Here is a 15713-nt window from a genome sequence, read left to right on the forward strand (position 1 = left end):
GGGGCCAGGGTATGGCCAGCCATCCGTGATTAGTTTCTTTTCTTACGGGACTGTTGGCGGTGTTCTTCCTGCCAAGATTTTCTTTCCGCAAGGGCCTGCTCTTTAGTCAAACTCATCTGCGGCAAGTTTTGTAAAGCGGCACGCAAAGTGTTGTGCAAAGGCAAAAGTGAAGAATCGACCATGATCAAGTCCCGATAGTGCTTATTGAAACTATCACTGGAATGTTGTTCAAAAAGCATTCTTTCAATTTCAGATTTCGCAGTTCCAGCATGTTGTTCAGTGATGAATTCAAGTTCAGTCATGATGTCGATATCGGCCATCAAGGAGGTTAACTCTCTTAACCAAACATATCTTTCCGCAGTCATCAGAACTTGGAACCATTCCGTCGGGGCCGCGTTGTAACCCACTTCACGATCAAATTGTTGTTTTAAAGAATTAAGAACTTCTTTTTGCAGGGCCCAAAGGGCTTGGCGAACTACTAAGGAATTTGATTGATGCGGTGATTGGGTCATAAGGGCTCCTGGCGTTGTCAAAATGGAGCTTACCAGAGGCCCAAATGAAAAACCACCTACTGCGGCACCGCGCCGAAGTAGGTGGAAAAGGGCGTTTAGCTTAGTGGCAACGTCTCCATTGAATGTGGTAGATCAGACCTGAAGAGATATCTGCGCTATCCACAGTCGCAAGAGTTTGTTCGTTACGAGCGTTTGTTTGCGCCATCATAGAAGTGTTTACGCGAAGGTTCACGTTAGCACCGCACGGAGTCCAAACCAGAGCTGAAGCCAAAAGACCATCAGACACTGTGTAAACGTCGCTGATTGGACCAGAGAAAGTTCTAGAAACGCGAGGTCCTCTAGCGCCTGCCCAGAAGTACTCAGCGTCAAAGCGTGACATAGCGCCGCGAGGTACAGACACGAAACCGCGATAGTCTACTTGGAATACAGCAACGCTGTAACCTTGTGGCACGTGAACAGGAACAGAAATGTTACAAGATTTACGATCCACACGACGACCACCGCCGGCTTCAGTAACATAGCTATCGAATAAGATACTGACCGCTTGTTGGTCAGGACTTAAAGTGACACTCGCTGATCCTGCAGGGCAGCCTGTTCCGCCGTATGCTGGTTGACCAAGTCTTAGTTGGTTCGCATTCGCTTCGAAGCTGATTGCAGTCAACATTCCTAGGATTGCTAAAAGCATTTTTGATTTCATGTGGTTCCCCCTTATGGTTTGGTTTTTTGGTCTAATTATATTAAACCGTTATTTGTTTATGTTTACGTTTCTAAAATTCTGTTGTCTTAAAATCTATTTTCAATTTTCAGTTCTATTTTCTTTTACGGGAAGCGCGGAGGTCTTCCCGGATTGCGCGGCTGTCGACCGTTGCCAGGATCTACCGGGCCTGGATTTGGATTGTAACCACCACCATTACCCGGTGTGCAGCGTTTCCAAGCGAATCTATAATTTTGCGATTGAACTCTGCCATCCACGCTGTCCAATGTGATTTGCGCTTGAACTAGAGATGAAAGATTTAAATTTCGGCTCATTAAGAACGTTGTTAAGAAAAGAGTTTGCGTATCATCGTTACGGCAAGGTGACCAGTGCGCTAAGCGTGGATCGATGTCATGACGGATGTAGTAGTTGTCATTGTAAGGCCCACGGAATTCTTGTTGGCGGAAGTTGTAAGTGCTGCCGTTTTCATAACCCGGACGTTCGTTGCGAGGCTTGCTGCCATCAAAAGAATACAAGGCTTGATGAACAGCATAAGTGCCAGCCTCTGCATAGGCATAACCGCGGTAGTCAGCAGACACCACTGCGAAAGACCAACCGCGAGGCACGTGGAAATTCACACGCAATTCACACATCAATCGTGAAATTGGATTTTGCATTGTCGAACTAGCAACATAATTATCTAAAAGAAGTGAAAAGGATTGTCCGTCAGGAGAGATATTGGCGCTGTAAGATCCCGCTGGGCAGCCGCTGCCTAATGCTTGCAGTGATTGCACTCGCACGCCCGGTGGAGTTTGTGCATTTGCGTTTAAACCCGCAAACATAAGAGTCGCAAAACTGAGTTGAGCAATATTACGCCACATAATAAATCCTTCGTTAACTCTGGTGACATTGTCACCGCTGTTGAACACGAAAGAGGGTAAAGCAAGAGGGGTGCCAACGAATTTGGTGCCGAGTTGGGACCGAACGCCTATGGATTTTTTTGCTGCGCTTGGACGAACGCGTTTATGTGATTGATCAAATCATTGCGACGGATGGGTTTGATTAAATGCAAATCGCAACCCACCTCAATGCTTTTTTGAATTTCATTTTTTAAGGCGTAGGCCGTTAGCGCCCAAATTTCAACAGGGTTTTTATCGTGCTCCTTTTCCCAGCGGCGAATTTCCTGGGTCGCAGTGAAGCCATCCATGATCGGCATCTGCATATCCATTAAGATAATATCGAAGTTTTTTTCCTTTGCTAACTGCAAAGCTTGAATGCCGTTTTCAGCTTCTTGCACATCATGAAGCGAATCTTTTAAATAAGCTTTGATTAAAACACGATTGTCTTCGACATCGTCCACGATAAGAATTTTTATAGCAGAATCAGTGTGACTCGCAGTCGTAGGAACTTCCACCGCATACGGGCGCAGATTGAATTCAATCGGTCGAAGCTGCGTTAATGTTAAAGTGAAGCTAAAAATACTGCCGCGTCCTTCCGTGCTTTCTACTTTAATATCTCCGTTCATCATTTCAGTTAAACGCTTACAAATCGAAAGCCCTAAACCCGTGCCGCCGAATTTTCTAGTGATCGTTGAATCAGCTTGCGTGAAGGGCTGAAACAACTGGCTCAGTTTATCTTGTGGAATTCCAATCCCCGTGTCAGAGACTTCAAATAAAATATTTCCTGGGCGTGTAGAGCTATCATTAGCAGTGACAGTTAAAGTGATCTCGCCCTGGAAGGTGAATTTTAAAGCGTTTGATAAAAGATTGGTCAAAATCTGACGAATGCGGGTTGGGTCGCCTTCATAAATATTATTAACTTCCGTTGCGATCTCGACTTTTAAATCAAGGCCCTTTTCTTGAGCTTTTAATTTGAACATCGCACTTAAATCACTGACCAATTCAGGCATGTCCACTTCGGTTTTTTCAAGGCTGATCAGGCCTGCTTCAATTTTTGAAATATCAAGGATGTCATTGATAATACTTAAAAGGTTATGACCGGCCTTTTTAGAAATTTCAATATAGTGTCTTTGTTCGTCGTCAATTTGGGTGTCTTCAAGCAGGTCGGTCATCCCTACAAGAACGTTTAATGGAGTGCGAATTTCGTGACTCATGTTCGCTAAGAACTCTGATTTAGCCTGGGAAGCTTTTTGCAGCTGTCTATTAACGTCATTTAAGTGGGTGGTCTTTTCGTTGACGGCATCTTCAATACTTAAAATGCGATTAGCAATAATCAGCAACAACGAACAAATCAAATAAGTGAACACTAAGGTTGTAATAAGCAAAATACTGGCATTAGTTGAAACACCCTGACTTAAACTTGGATCTTGATAAACTGAAAGCTGCCATTTCTGATTCGCAACTTTTAGAATGTAGGACCGCTGCATTTGCGAATTAAACGGGGAATCTTTCCAAGTATCAGCTAAATCTTTCGGAGCATTACGATCCGTCACGTTTCTTAGGATAAAGCGGTAACTGGCATCATTAAGATATCTATTTAAATTCGCGATGACGTGATCGAGCTCGATAATTTCAATCAAGACGCCTCGTCCACCTTGGCCTAACAAAGCAAAGACTAAACTTTTCGGAGGAACTTTTAAACTTCCTAAGTCACCGGCATTTGCGACAACGATGTGCGGCCCTGTCATCGCAGAATCCACGATTTGTTTTAACGGTGGAATGGCAAAATTCTGTCCTATCAGCGAGCGGTTTTTATCTCGCGGTTCAGCATAGACCAGGGGATACTCAAAAGAATTTGGCGAAACCGAAATCCAGCCGACGGTAAGTACCTCAGGATAATTGATGTAAAAGCTCTGGGTGAAATCCTTGAACTCTTTTTCTGTGACATCCTGAGAGCTTTCATAAAAGCTTTTCAGCGTCACCATCATGGACTGGTAAGCCTGCAAATCCTTTTCAAACAAATTCGAAACAAGCTCGGATCGACGGTGGAACTCACTGACGATTTTATCACGTTCTGTGCGCCCGACATAATTCAAGGCAAAGACGATCAACGATAAAAGGATTAATAACGGAGCTAAAATTGTTTTAGTCGAACGAATCCAGTACTTTCTAGAAGGGATTGCAAATATCAAAGCCAAGGGACTGAATAAAATGTTTCCTGTGGCGTCCCCGATAAACCAATATATCCAGTTTAGCGCTAAATTCTGGGCGCTGACCAAATCAAAGCTGTAAAGAGAAAGTGAACCGGTGGTTGCAGAAATGGTGGCTGCCAAAGGCCCCGCGATAAAAAGGAATAAGAAAATATCCTTTTCACGATAAAAAGAGCGGGGGTAGTTCACCCAACGTTTGATTAGGTAGGCTGCCAACCACACACTGAACGCGGTCCCGGTCGCAATAAGGGTCGGTGGAATATAATCGGCAAAATCTACAGGCGTGCGCAGGTTGATTAATAGTGCCCCAATAAAAATTCCAGGGAATCTATTTAAACCAAATACTAGTAAAGCGGCTATACATAGGCCCGTTGATGGCCAAACAGGAGAGGCATACCCAGGAGGTAAAGCGAGAAAAAGACTTAAATAACCCGCCACATAGTAGGCAACTGCCACTAATGCGGTTTGAGCTATCCACGATCTCCAAAAAGCTTTTCCCATGAAGGCCACTGTATAAGGCTTACAGGGTAGACTCAATAATTCTCTAAGTTTTTATTCATCCGAACTTTGAAGTGCAGTAAAAATCGTGGTATCTCTTAGGACTCAATGAAAAACCAAAAGTGGTCCCGCATTCGCAAATGGATTCTGCAGTTTATCTTACTGTTTTTCGTAAGCAGTATAGGTGGGGTTTTAGTCTATCGTTTCGTTCCCGTTTTTATTACACCTCTGATGGTCTTAAGATCGGTGGAATCCTTGTGGGGCGATAAGTTCGTTGGTATCGAAAAAGATTGGGTGCCCTTGGAAGAGATGTCACCTTCCATCCAAAGAGCTGTTCTTAAAGCCGAAGACTATCGTTTCTTTGAACACAATGGGTTTGATTATGAAGCCATCCAAAAAGCGATGAAGTACAATCAAACCCACAAAAGAAAAAAGGGTGCTAGCACCATCAGCCAGCAAACAGCCAAAAACGTCTTTTTGTGGCCGCGAAGAGACTGGGTTCGTAAAGGTTTTGAAGCTTACTTCACGGTTTTAATTGAATTTGTATGGCCAAAAGAACGCATTTTAGAAGTTTATCTGAACGTCATAGAAATGGGTCCCGGCGTTTACGGTGTTGAAGCGGCTTCAAAAAAGTTTTTCAAGAAAAGCGCTAAGAATTTAACTCCGCACCAGGCATCGTTGATTGCAGCTGTATTGCCGAACCCGCGCCGCTTTCGTATCGATCGTCCCTCGATCTATGTCATGGCTAGACAGCGCCGAATTTTAAATCGTGTGGCACCTGAAATTCCTAAGTCCGCCGATGCATCCTTGTTAGATTTCCTTGATTTGAAGTTTGATTCTGAAGACGAAGAATAGCTGCAGAACTACAGATTGACCCTTCCGTCAGCGATTCTAACATAGGATCGTTAAAAGGAGGTTTTATGAGTGGGCGCCTCTTGCTTGTCGTCATGGTCTTTTTAGCGCTGCTTAACGGTTGCGGAGATTCAGGTGGAAGCTCCAATCCCAATAATCCGCCAGTCAACTTGCCATCAAAACCTGTGGGTCCCGAGGACTTACACTTTACAACTGTCACTAACGAAGTCTTTACACCAAAGTGTTATAAGTGTCATAACCGCGCTAATGGTGTCACCAACGGCGGTATCGGCTTAGACACCTTGATCGAAGTTCGCGCAAATTCAGCCAAGATCTATCAAGCAGCCATCTTAGAAAAGCGAATGCCTAAGAATGATACTTTGACCACCAGACAATACAATCTTTTAAAGGCCTGGTTAGAAGCTGGATCTCCAGAGTGGGAAGAGCTAGAATCTATGTACAATGAGTTCTAAAGCAAAAAAGAAAAAAATGATCGACGCCATCAACAACCGTGGGGCTTTGTTGGTGTATCCGCTTGAAAATAAGAAAGAGCCACCAAGCTTATGGTCAGAGCTTTACCCGCGCACCAAAATGCGCTGGGAGTGGGATCAAGGAGCGGACAATCGCGTGGCTGAAATGTGGATCATGCGCGAAGAACTTTCCCGTAGTGGGGATGTGGTTTATGCGAAATGGTTCCGCAATCGCGCGACATTTTTTTCAAAAGACGTGTTTACAAATCTTTTAGCGTTCTTTGGTTCATCAAGAGATCAAATCCAATTGCCATCGGCGTCCCGCGAAGCTTTGGAGAGTTTTTTAATGGATTCCCCGCAATCAACGAAGATTATTAAAGAGAACCTTGGCTGGCAGGGAAAGCTTATGGAAAGCCACTATAACCGCGCCATGAAGCCGCTATGGAATTATTTATTCCTGGTAGGCTATGGCGAGGTGAATGATTCAAGCTTTCCGTCGTTGAATATGGCAGCTACCGAAAGCATGTTTGAGGATTTATGGTTAAAATCCAAAAACATCGATCCGATCAAAGCCCAGCAACATTTACAAAATGCCTTGGGGGATGAAAGCTTGTTCTTAAAATACGCCGAAAAACTGAAGACTGGCATCAAGCCTACAGTCGACAGGTCCCTGTAATTTTTTATCGCACCCTTATCTTAAGTTGATTATCTAATTAGGGCTCTTAACAATGGGCCCATGAAAACATTTTTAGCATCAATCACACTGGTGTTCTCTGTTACTGCCTTTTCACAAGAATATTATGGCGATCCGATTATTAGAAGCACCGTTCCCGGCGCTTTGGACATTTCTTATTCCACGGCTTGTGATAGTCGTAATCAAATCGCGACCATCTCTTTTGTCGGCGATATCCTTGTTCACAAAATGCTTTATGAAGCTGTCGCACGTGAAACAAAAAACTTTGCCCAGATCTGGAGAAAATCAGACAGCCTTATTCAAAAAGCTGATTTTTCAGTTGGCAATTTAGAGGGGCCCGCCGCTTTAGGGATTGATATGGATGGCAAAGACCGTGGTGACATTGGTTTTGTCTATGATGGCGAAGTTTATTCCGGAACGAACTTTAAATTTAATTATCATCCACGCATCTTATTTGACCTAAAAAATTCTGGTTACGATCTTTTGACTGTGGCTAACAATCACACGTTGGATCGATACGCTATTGGTGTCGATCGCACCCACGAAGCGGCTCGTAAAATAAATCTGCCAATCGTGGGAACTCGCATGGCCCACGAACGAAATGCCCCTTTCCATCAGGTCGTGACAGTGAAAAACATGAAGATCGCTTTTCTTGGCTGCACGGAAATGACCAATGGGAAAGAAGATAAGAAAGACCAAGTTCTATTCTGCTATAAAAACCCAGATCGCATCTTAACTATCATTAAAGAATTGGCGCAGAATCCAAAGATCGATGCGATTATCGTATTGCCTCACTGGGGTTCGGAATACACGCACAACCCAGATAATAGTCAAAAAAACTTTGCTAAGAAATACTTAGAAGCGGGAGCGACAGCGGTTGTCGGTTCCCATCCCCACGTTTTGCAACCTTGGCAAAAATATGTGACTAGTGATGGTCGCGAAACTTTCATTATTTACTCTTTGGGAAATTTTGTAGCGGGGCAAGCCGGTCTTCCAAGAAAGACGGGGACGGTGGCTTATATGGGTTTATCTAAAGAAGGTTATCAAAAGGCTAAGATTGTTGGTGTCGCTTATACACCGACCTACCGTGACGGCACGGTGGTGTATCCCATCGGCTCTACCAATTCTAAAGAGATCCTGGCCCATACCGCAAAAATGTTTGGAACAAAATATCGCGTTGAGCCTGCAGGAAGTCTTCCGCAAGTCTTGTGCGCCAAGTAATTGCCACGTCAAAGCGACACTGCTAGGCTGCAAGCATGTCGCAAAAGTCTGATTATCCAATGACCATGGCCGTGCGTGAGCTTGAGAATCAAAAAGTCTCTTTTGCTGCGCATGTGTTTACTTACCAAGAAAAAGGCGGAACGGCCCATTCTTCTAAAGAGTTGGGCGTCAATGAACACGCTGTTATTAAAACGCTCATCATGGAAACAGATGATAAATCTCCGATCGTGATTTTAATGCATGGGAATTTACAGGTTTCAACCAAGCAGCTAGCGCGGGACTTGGGCGTGAAATCGATTTCACCGTGCAAGCCTGAGGTTGCCGATAAGCACACGGGTTACCAAGTGGGTGGAACTTCGCCGTTTGGGACGAAAAGAAAAATGCCAGTTTATATGGAAAAGACCATTCTTGATTTGGATTTGATCTATATAAATGGGGGTAAACGCGGCTTTCTTGTTTCAATGAAACCTCAGGAAATCGTACGAGTTTTAAACCCCAAGCTTGTCCAAGTGGGCCTCGTCAGTAACAAGGTCTAGCGGAAAGTTAAGAATCGGCTCTGACCATCGTCCAAAACACTAAACATAAGATACAAATCCCCGAATGAAATGCCGAATAAATACTTATGAATTCGGCATCCTTATTTAAAAACCTAGTGTCACGTTTCGGGGCAGAGGTCGCGTTGATCGTGGCCATTGCTTTAGGTTTTTATATTTTTAAAGATCCAGGAAGAATTGCTTCGCGGGTTGAATCCGAAAACTTCAAACGCATCACTGCCGCTGTTGCAAATATCAAAAAGACTGTGAATGATGCAAGCGTTGCTGAAAAAGCTTTTCTAAAAAGTAAACAGGAACGTGATCTTCAGGAATACAATAAGCAAGTTCAAAACCTGAATTTACAGATGGGCCAGTTAAACAAACTTGCTGCCTACGATACAACCTACGCAAATCAAATCACTCAGTTGAACCATTTGCTAAAAGCGCATTTTGATTCTGTGAACCAGGCTTTAATGCAAAGACAGCAGGGCGTGGTAGTTAAATCTAGAAATCCGGCTCAAGAAGATCAGTTGGCTAAAGCCTTTTATGATTTCAAAACTGTTCCTGCTGCTGCGAAAGTTTCTTTTGAGCTGATCCTTGGACTAAGCATAGCGTTAGCGCTGTTAGTAGCATTCAGTCGCTACTGGCAAGGTCAGTACTTACGAGCGCAAAGAAAAAAATCCTACAACTTACAAAACCGTTCGATCCTTCTAGATACGATTTTAAATAGCATGGGTGAAGCATTGATCGTGATCGACAAAGACGGATTTTTCACTCACTACAATGCAGCTGCCCAGCGAATCATCGGTACCAAAATTAAAGAAGTTGCCGCTGATATCACGATTCAACAACTGGGCTTTTTCAACATGCAAAATGGTGAGGCCTATAGCAAATCCACTTTGCCATTGATTCGAGCTTTGCGTGGGGAAGAAGTCGAAGACCTAGAAATCTTCGTACAAAACGAAACCCATCCCGAAGGTGTCTATATCACTTTAAGCAGTCGCAGTATCGGCGATATTGATGGCGGTATTTCTGGGACCTTGGTGGTCTTTAAAGACATCACTCGCCGTAAGATGATCGAACAAGAGTGGATTAAAGCTAGGGAAGCCGCCTTAGAAGCCTCGGTTAAAAAGTCGGACTTCCTAGCGGCCATGAGCCACGAGATCAGAACGCCTATGAACGGCGTTATTGGTATGACAACTTTGTTAGCTGATACTCGTCTAGATGATGAACAAAAAGAATATGTTGGAACGGTCAAACGTTCTGCTGAATCTTTATTGATGCTGATTAATGATATTTTGGATTATTCAAAAATCGAAGCAGGTAAGATCGTTTTAGATCCCCAGCCTTTTGATTTAAAGTTCCTTACCCAAGATGTGATTGAGATTTTCAAAGCGACGGTGGCTGAAAAAAATGTCGGTCTTCGTCTGAATTTTGACATCGGTGAAAAACCATTCGTGGTCGGTGATTCAGGACGTCTGCGCCAAATACTTGTGAACTTGATTGGTAATGCCGTGAAGTTTACCGAAAAAGGCACTGTATCCTTAGACGTATCGTGCCTACAAAAATCCAGCAAGGAATTGTTGCTTAAGTTTGAAATCAAAGATACCGGTCCTGGTTTAAAAGAAGAAGAGCGCAGAAACCTGTTCCAAAAATATTTCCAAACAAAAACGGGAATGAAATTTGGTGGCACAGGTTTAGGCTTATCTATTTCCAAACAGCTTGTCGATCTAATGCAGGGTGAAATCGGTGTAGAAAGTGTTGTAGGCCTAGGCTCTACTTTCTGGTTTACAATTTCTGTTCCCGTTGCTGAAGGCCAAGCATTAACACCAGTGAAAGAATCTAAGTTCGCTGAAGTCTTTTCTGGAACTGTCCTTTTAGTTGAAGATCAGATCGTGAACCAAAGGGTGGCAGTAAGTTACTTAAAAAAATTGGGTCTAAATGTGGAAGTGGCTAACAACGGTCTTGTTGCCGTTGAAAAATATCAAAGCAAAAATTTTGATCTGATTTTTATGGATTGTCAGATGCCGATTTTAGATGGCTTTGAAGCGACCAAAAAAATCAGAGCTATGGAAAAAGCCGGTGGCAAAAGAACACCTATCGTCGCACTAACGGCTGATTCGACTCAAAACGACAGCAAGAACTATCAGTCGTCCGGGATGGATGCTTGTTTAACCAAACCTTTGGAACTTAATGAGCTGATGGCGTGTTTAACTCAGTGGATGCCTGCTAATAGCGGATTGCTATTAGACACGGCAATGTTGGGGAAGCTTGAAAAGCTGATGGTGAATGACCAAAGTTTGATTGAAGCCCTTATTGAAGATTTAGAATCTTCAGCGCCGCAGTTGATTGAAGCGATGAGAGAAGCCTTTAACGAAATCAACCTTCAAGGAATCTCTGAAGCAGCCCATGCCTTAAAATCTGCCAGCGCGACCCTAGGTGCAAAAAAACTGTCAGAACTTTGCGCCAAGGTAGAATCAATCAACGATATTAGCGGAGTTGATGTTTTAATTACTGAAATTGAAAAACAATTTACCGCAAGCCTGCAAGAGTTGAAACTATATAAAACCCGCAAACAAGTGGCGTAAGTGGCAATATATGGCTAAGATCCTCATCGTCGATGACCAAAAAAGTGTGCTGATGACTTTAGAAGCCCTACTTACCCAAGAAGGTCATTCGGTCGTGGCGTGTTCGAATGCGGTGGATGCCACACGGGTATTAGCAACTGAAAAAGTGGATTTAGTCATCACGGACGCCATCATGCCCGGGGGCAGTGATGGATATTCGTTGACTCGCACCATTCGCAAGCAACCTGCTTTACAAAAACTTCCAGTTATTCTGCTAACTGGTAAACGTGAAAAAAGCGATATCGAAAAAGGGATTGAATCCGGTGTCAGTGATTACGTGGTGAAACCCTTAGACCCGGAACTATTATCCGCAAAAATAAAAAACTTACTTGTCACGAAACCGGAAGATTCAGTGCAATTTGCCTCAACCGCCGTTTCCATCAAGGCAGAATGGGAAAGTAAAACAGAAATCACTTCTGTTTCAGAATTAGGATTGCAATTAAATTCCAACTTCCCCATGCCGGTGGGGAAAATCCTGAAAATTAAAAGCACAGTCTTTGATGATATTGGAATTCCGTCTTTGCCGCTAAGAATTGATTCTTGCGAAGAAGGGGGAGGGAGCGAACCCACATATAAAATCCAAGCGCAGTTTGTGGGATTAACCGAAAAAGAACTTTCTCCTTTACGGCTGTGGATTCGCTCTAAGCAAAAATTTTAGTTCTCAAAGTCTTCTGGTGATAAAGGCATATTCATAATTTCAAAATTCGTAGCCTTGCGGAAACGTTCTTTCATCAAATAGTTTTGACGATTGCTATTGTCGGTAAAACGATTGAAGTGTTCTAAGTCAATCCGCTGACGGCTGACCAACGTTAATTTTGCATCAATTTCTTTAAAATCTAAAGTGTAGTGGGCGGTGCCTTGGCGGTGATCGGCATCTTCAACGCTTTTTCCATAGGTGTATAAGGGCGCTAGGCCGATATCACAAGCACTTGGCGTGCAAGCTCCGAACATACGCATTTTCATGTTCGGTGAAACGACGATGCGAACAACTCCACGACTGTGGGGGTTGACGTTGATCCAAGTTCCTACGAAATCAGAGGGGGCCGCTTCTGCTAGGGACAAAAAGCTAACGCAGAAAAGACATAAGATAAACGCACGTAAGCACTTCATAGTTCACTCCTGGTTCATAGCGAATTTAAGAATATTTAAGATGGAATCTGAAAATATAGAGTCTCTGGATGAGTCGCAATTTTTATTTTAACAGCGGATTTTCAGAATGTAATAAAAGATCTTTCGGTACCAAAATTCTTTGCAAAAGAAAACATGTCTTTACACACAACATTGCTCGTAATTAGATCTAATAAACCGTAAGATGTATAGTGGGATACCAAGGAGCGCTTTGTTATGTATGACGGCAGTATTAAAAAACTGGTTCAAGTCATTCAAGACCTATCAGCGGTACGCACTCTTGATGAGGTCATGGCGATTGTTCGCACAGCTGCAAGGGATTTTGCGCAAGCTGACGGCGCCACTTTCGTTCTGCGTGATAATGACATGTGTTTTTATGCTGATGAAGACGCCATCGCTCCGCTGTGGAAGGGCCAACGCTTTCCTATGATCAACTGTATCAGCGGTTGGTCGATGCTCAATAAACAAGCGGTGATCATCGAAGATATTTATAAAGATCCGCGTATTCCCCATGATGCTTATCGTCCGACCTTCGTAAAAAGTTTGGCGATCACGCCTATTAGAAAAGAATCGCCGATCGGAGTTATTGGTACTTATTGGAAAGATCAACGAAAACCAAGTGCAGAACAGTTAGAGCTTTTACAAGCTTTAGCGGACTCGGTATCAGTAGCTCTTGAAAATCTTAATCTGTATTCATCTTTGCAATCTCGGATTGAAGATCTTAAGACGGCAAATCGTGCGAAAGATGAATTTTTAATGACGGTTTCCCATGAGCTGCGTACGCCATTGAATGCGATTTTAGGTTGGTCTGAAATTTTATTAGAAGCAAATAGCGATCCTGCTGAAAACAAACTAGGACTAGAAACAATTGAACGAAACGCAAAAAACCAAATGCGCATCGTAGAAGACTTGCTTGATTCATCAAGAATTGTTTCAGGGAATTTCCACTTAGAAAAAGTTCCGGTCGATATCGTTAAAATAGTTAAAGAAGTGATCAATGATATTTCGGTGCAAGCGCAACGTAAAAAACTTTCGATCGTCTTTAATAGTGAAATTGATTGTGCCTTGGTCTTTGCGGATCCAGAAAGAATAAAACAAGTTGTTAATAATATTTTGGTGAATGGAATCAAATTTTCACCACCGCAAAATATCATCATAGTTGATATTTCAGTTAAAGGTCCTACCCTAAAAATCAGTTGCAAAGATTTTGGCGAGGGCATTGAAGCCGAACTCATACCTTTGATATTTGATCGTTTCCGTCAGGCTGACAGTTCTTTGACCAGAAAATATGGGGGGCTAGGTTTGGGATTGTCCATAGCCCGGTATTTGTCAGAAGCCCACAAGGGTAATTTGCAGGTGGAAAGCCCGGGTAAAGGTTTAGGCAGCACATTCATCATCTCATTACCACTTTTAGAGGCAACCACCACGCAGGTTGATGGCGTTACTAAAGCTTTGTCATCTAGCCCAGCAAAACCGTTGGCGGGTACAAATATTTTAGTGATTGATGATGATGAAGATTGTCTAACAGTGGTGGCGACGGCGCTAAGAATGCATGGCGCTGATGTGCAATGCGCGGATTCGGTTCAAGGCGCCTTAAACTTACCCCAAGAATATAAGCCACAAATGATCGTGTGTGACTTAAGCATGCCCGATGAAGATGGTTTTTCTTTCGTGGATAAAATTAGACACGGGAAGACCCGCTTTGAATCTAAAATTCCAATGATGGCTCTTTCTGCCTTTGCTGATAAGGGCAATGAAAAGAAAGCTCTTCACCAAGGATTCAATTTGTTCGTGGGAAAGCCTGTGGGGGTAACTCAATTAGTGAAATCACTTCTCAATCTTAAAAGTGTCTAAAATAATAAAAGAGACCGCACCGTTGGTACGATCCCTTTCGCAAAATTGAAAAGCAATCAATTTACTGACAGATCTTCAATGACTTCACCATTGAGGTGATTGCAGAAATCTGTTGGTAACGGCCCCCAGGCTTAATCACAGCCCAGTATGTACCGCTAGAAACCTTGATGGCTCTTTTGTTTTTAACTTGTAAAGCCATAATCCCAACGCCGCAGTGAAGATTGATGTAAGGATCTAAGATTGTTTTCTTAGGATCTTTTGCAGCAAGATATTTATCTTTGCTCCAGTCAAACTTACAGAACGGGGCCCACTGGATATCTTGATAAGAAAGTTGCAACAAACCTTCAGAGTACACTGGCTTTTTTGTTACCGGATCTGTTCCCATGGTTGTTTCATGCATTCTTGAAACCGGGCTGTAAGCACTTTCATACTTAGCCATGGCTACGAAAAGCTGCGCCCACACATTTGCTTTTTGATTGTTATCCAATGTGTTGTAACGAGGGCAGAAGTCTCTCATATCATTGGCACCGTTCAATAATGACGGCCAGCTTTCAAGGATGTCCTTCATCAAGAACTCAGACCATTTTGTGCGTTCCGGATAATTTGGTGATTCCCAAGCTAAAGGCAGCATCTTGTAAGATGTGTCTGGCGGAGTTGTTGGAGTACTTGGTACAGAAGGAACCGAAGGCTCTGATGGTTGAACCTCAGGACGCTTCGTTCCACCTTTATCAAGAACGGCGTAAACTAAGCTTCCGCCTTTAAGGAACTTAACAACGGCATCACGATTCGAGTTTGATACCGCGGGACAACCCCAGCTGCGACCTTGAATCACGTTTTCTTCTCTAACATAGGAAGCACCGTGGATCACAATCGCTCTTGAGCGCGCACGTGAATTCGTAGATGAAAGACCGTCCATTCGAAGTGAAAGACCGTTTGAGCCATAATATGATTCAGCTGCTTTGTAAAAGCCCAATGAAGAAGCATTAGAACCAGACACGTTACTGAACTTTTCTGCGTAACCATCGTGATCAGAATCGGAACCTTTTCCATGGGACGTACGGATAGCCCAGACGCTTCCTGTTTTCATGTTGATAATGAAGAAGCGTTTGTTTTTTGAACTTTCTGCAAAGTTGATGACCGATACATAGTCTTGATTGGTGAACTTAGATTTATTTTCGTGAAAGTAAACCAAGGCATCGGACAAAGCTTTATAAGGCACGATGTGCGTAGGATCTACGTAATCGTAGTTTTTAAGAATAGCCTCTCTTTGGTTTTCTGGAACCGTGTGAACCGGAGCTACTGGTGTAGTAGATGTATCGTTATCCGGAGCTGCTGCGGGCTCATCAGTGAGTTCATCGGGAAGACGTACTTCATCGGCTCCGGCGCAAGCACCTAGAGTCAAAAATGAAGCTATAAGAAGCGCGGTACTAAAACGTGAGAATAATGTGCTTTTATTTTTTTCAATTTGCATTATTCCTCCATAGAAATTTGTGCGTTAACAAACTCTAATGGAAGAAAATT

The 15713-nt window shown here is 43.2% G+C and carries 14 protein-coding genes; 8 read left to right on the top strand and 6 right to left on the bottom strand.

Annotation, left to right across the window (positions count from 1 at the left end):
• Positions 1-29: 29 nt before the first annotated feature.
• The 4 genes from MNR06_RS16505 to MNR06_RS16520 form a co-directional block, all read right to left on the bottom strand.
• Positions 30-512 carry a hypothetical protein gene (locus MNR06_RS16505; protein WP_243537711.1) on the bottom strand — a complete coding sequence of 161 codons (483 nt, stop codon included), beginning with the start codon at positions 510-512 and terminating at the stop codon, positions 30-32.
• A 100-nt stretch (positions 513-612) separates the two neighbouring features.
• Positions 613-1209, bottom strand: a complete 597-nt coding sequence (locus MNR06_RS16510; protein WP_243537713.1) for a DUF4360 domain-containing protein — start codon at positions 1207-1209, stop codon at positions 613-615.
• 122 nt (positions 1210-1331) lie between these two features.
• Positions 1332-2087 (bottom strand): DUF4360 domain-containing protein, encoded by a 756-nt coding sequence (locus MNR06_RS16515; RefSeq protein ID WP_243537716.1) that lies wholly within the window; start codon positions 2085-2087, stop codon positions 1332-1334.
• 107 nt (positions 2088-2194) lie between these two features.
• Positions 2195-4816: an ATP-binding protein gene (locus tag MNR06_RS16520; protein ID WP_243537718.1), complete on the bottom strand. Its 2622-nt coding sequence runs from the start codon at positions 4814-4816 to the stop codon at positions 2195-2197.
• 105 nt (positions 4817-4921) lie between these two features.
• On the opposite strand from MNR06_RS16520, the gene mtgA reads away from it, so the two are divergent.
• The 7 genes from mtgA to MNR06_RS16555 all read left to right on the top strand — a co-directional run bounded on the left by mtgA (position 4922) and on the right by MNR06_RS16555 (position 11868).
• The gene (gene mtgA, locus MNR06_RS16525; RefSeq protein WP_243537722.1) at positions 4922-5668 is read left to right on the top strand and encodes a monofunctional biosynthetic peptidoglycan transglycosylase; all 747 of its coding nucleotides are present in this window, start codon (positions 4922-4924) and stop codon (positions 5666-5668) included.
• Between the two features lie 65 nt (positions 5669-5733).
• Positions 5734-6138: a hypothetical protein gene (locus tag MNR06_RS16530; RefSeq protein WP_243537723.1), complete on the top strand. Its 405-nt coding sequence runs from the start codon at positions 5734-5736 to the stop codon at positions 6136-6138.
• Entirely contained in the window at positions 6128-6811 is a 684-nt protein-coding gene (locus tag MNR06_RS16535) for an AlkZ-related protein (RefSeq protein WP_243537725.1), read from the top strand. Before MNR06_RS16530 ends, MNR06_RS16535 begins: the two co-directional genes overlap by 11 nt.
• A 60-nt stretch (positions 6812-6871) precedes the next feature.
• Positions 6872-8050 carry a CapA family protein gene (locus MNR06_RS16540; protein ID WP_243537727.1) on the top strand — a complete coding sequence of 393 codons (1179 nt, stop codon included), beginning with the start codon at positions 6872-6874 and terminating at the stop codon, positions 8048-8050.
• A gap of 35 nt (positions 8051-8085) precedes the next feature.
• On the top strand, positions 8086-8586 hold the full coding sequence (gene ybaK / locus MNR06_RS16545; protein ID WP_243537729.1) for a Cys-tRNA(Pro) deacylase: 501 nt from the start codon (positions 8086-8088) through the stop codon (positions 8584-8586).
• 86 nt (positions 8587-8672) lie between these two features.
• Entirely contained in the window at positions 8673-11171 is a 2499-nt protein-coding gene (locus MNR06_RS16550; RefSeq protein WP_243537731.1) for a PAS domain-containing sensor histidine kinase, read from the top strand.
• 10 nt (positions 11172-11181) lie between these two features.
• Positions 11182-11868 (top strand): response regulator, encoded by a 687-nt coding sequence (locus tag MNR06_RS16555; RefSeq protein WP_243537733.1) that lies wholly within the window; start codon positions 11182-11184, stop codon positions 11866-11868.
• On the opposite strand, the gene MNR06_RS16560 is transcribed toward MNR06_RS16555, so the two are convergent.
• Positions 11865-12320 (bottom strand): DUF2147 domain-containing protein, encoded by a 456-nt coding sequence (locus MNR06_RS16560; protein ID WP_243537735.1) that lies wholly within the window; start codon positions 12318-12320, stop codon positions 11865-11867. The two genes, MNR06_RS16555 and MNR06_RS16560, sit on opposite strands and share 4 nt — an antisense overlap.
• Before the next feature lie 234 nt (positions 12321-12554).
• Between MNR06_RS16560 and MNR06_RS16565 the strand changes: the two genes are divergently transcribed.
• Entirely contained in the window at positions 12555-14192 is a 1638-nt protein-coding gene (locus MNR06_RS16565) for a hybrid sensor histidine kinase/response regulator (RefSeq protein WP_243537737.1), read from the top strand.
• 61 nt (positions 14193-14253) lie between these two features.
• Here the strand turns inward: MNR06_RS16565 and MNR06_RS16570 are convergent, their stop codons facing one another.
• On the bottom strand, positions 14254-15663 hold the full coding sequence (locus tag MNR06_RS16570) for a murein L,D-transpeptidase catalytic domain family protein (protein WP_243537738.1): 1410 nt from the start codon (positions 15661-15663) through the stop codon (positions 14254-14256).
• Positions 15664-15713 lie beyond the last annotated feature (50 nt).

The organism is Bdellovibrio reynosensis, from assembly GCF_022814725.1.
Taxonomy (GTDB): Bacteria; Bdellovibrionota; Bdellovibrionia; order Bdellovibrionales; family Bdellovibrionaceae; genus Bdellovibrio; species Bdellovibrio reynosensis.